This is a genomic window from Bartonella sp. CL435QHHD, assembly GCF_042195095.1.
In the GTDB taxonomy this organism is placed as follows: Bacteria; Pseudomonadota; Alphaproteobacteria; order Rhizobiales; family Rhizobiaceae; genus Bartonella.
Window position 1 is genome coordinate 1 of sequence record NZ_JBHINS010000041.1, and the last position, 1,085, is coordinate 1,085.

General features: G+C 30.8%; 2 protein-coding genes. Both read right to left on the reverse strand.

The annotated features are described in order from the left end of the window. Window positions 1–168: 168 nt before the first annotated feature. Complete coding sequence (locus tag ACFILH_RS02015) at window positions 169–492, reverse strand: helix-turn-helix domain-containing protein (protein WP_015856199.1); 324 nt, start codon at window positions 490–492, stop codon at window positions 169–171. A gap of 1 nt (window position 493) precedes the next feature. Next, a complete protein-coding gene (locus ACFILH_RS02020) occupies window positions 494–844 on the reverse strand; it encodes a type II toxin-antitoxin system RelE/ParE family toxin (protein WP_041581387.1) in 351 nt (116 codons plus the stop codon). Window positions 845–1,085: the final 241 nt, after the last annotated feature.

The window sequence follows — 1,085 nt, forward strand, 5'->3', positions numbered from 1 at the left end:
TCATATGAGATATAATACTAAAAAATACAATAAAGTCAATAGGTTGAGTGTAATTATCTTATATGAATCCACTCAAGAATCCACACTTTTATACGTGATTCATTTGACCATTTTTTATAAACAATTGCCATGTATGAATAGACCATAAAAAGCTAATCATAAAGAAGTTTAAGAAGAAAAAACAACTTCAAAATGTCCTTCAAGCGTTTTAACTTCTTTCGGATTAACAATAATCTTTATATCGTTTCCCAATTTTGCCAAACACTCAAGCATTTTCATTTCACTAATTCCTCGAAATTCTCCACTTAAGAGTTTAGACAGTTTTGGTTGAGTCATTTTCAAAAGTTGACTAGCCTGTTTTTGTGTTAAGTTCTTTTCTTTCAGAATTTGACTAATCTTATGAGCAAGTTGCGCTTTGATAAGCATCTCTCTGGAATCTGAAAAGCCAAGATCCGCATAAACATTGGAACTACCGTGAAAAACATTGATCATTTTAATTCCCTTCTAATTGTTCTGCTAACTTGAGACGTTCTTTAATCAGATTAATGTCTGGTTTTGGTGTTGCAATGCCACGGGTCGATTTTTTCTGAAAACAATGCAACACATAAAGAGATTTTTTATATTGTATCGTATAAACAGCGCGATAAGTTCCTTGAATATCGCGTTCAATAATTTCTAGAACATTGGCAGATCCAAACCCCTTGAGAACCTTAACATTTTCTCCTCTATCTCCTATCTGAGCAAGATAAAGAGCATAACCAATCCTTTGTTGAATAAGATCAGGAAGACTTTTTATATCTTTGAGTGAAGAACCAAGCCATATGATACGTTTTATTTTACTCATGATTATTAATATACCCATATGGGTATATTTTCAAGTGGTTATTCTAATTTTGTGATTTTTTAATAACTATTATTAATAAAATTGACTTGATAAAAATGGTAACAAAAAACCATAATTGTTTATTTATCTTATGAAAAGCTGCTTTGTAAAAACCAACGCTTCCAAATGTAAAAAGAACGTTTTTTGCAGATATTTATTGAATATGCATTTGCTTTTGATTGGATTGTTAAAGCTACCGAGC

What these genes read in the sequence shown, in the direction of transcription:
- ACFILH_RS02020 (WP_041581387.1), bottom strand. Translation starts at nt 844, where the DNA reads ATGAGTAAAATAAAACGTATCATATGGCTTGGTTCTTCACTCAAAGAT.
- ACFILH_RS02015 (WP_015856199.1), bottom strand. Translation starts at nt 492, where the DNA reads ATGATCAATGTTTTTCACGGTAGTTCCAATGTTTATGCGGATCTTGGC.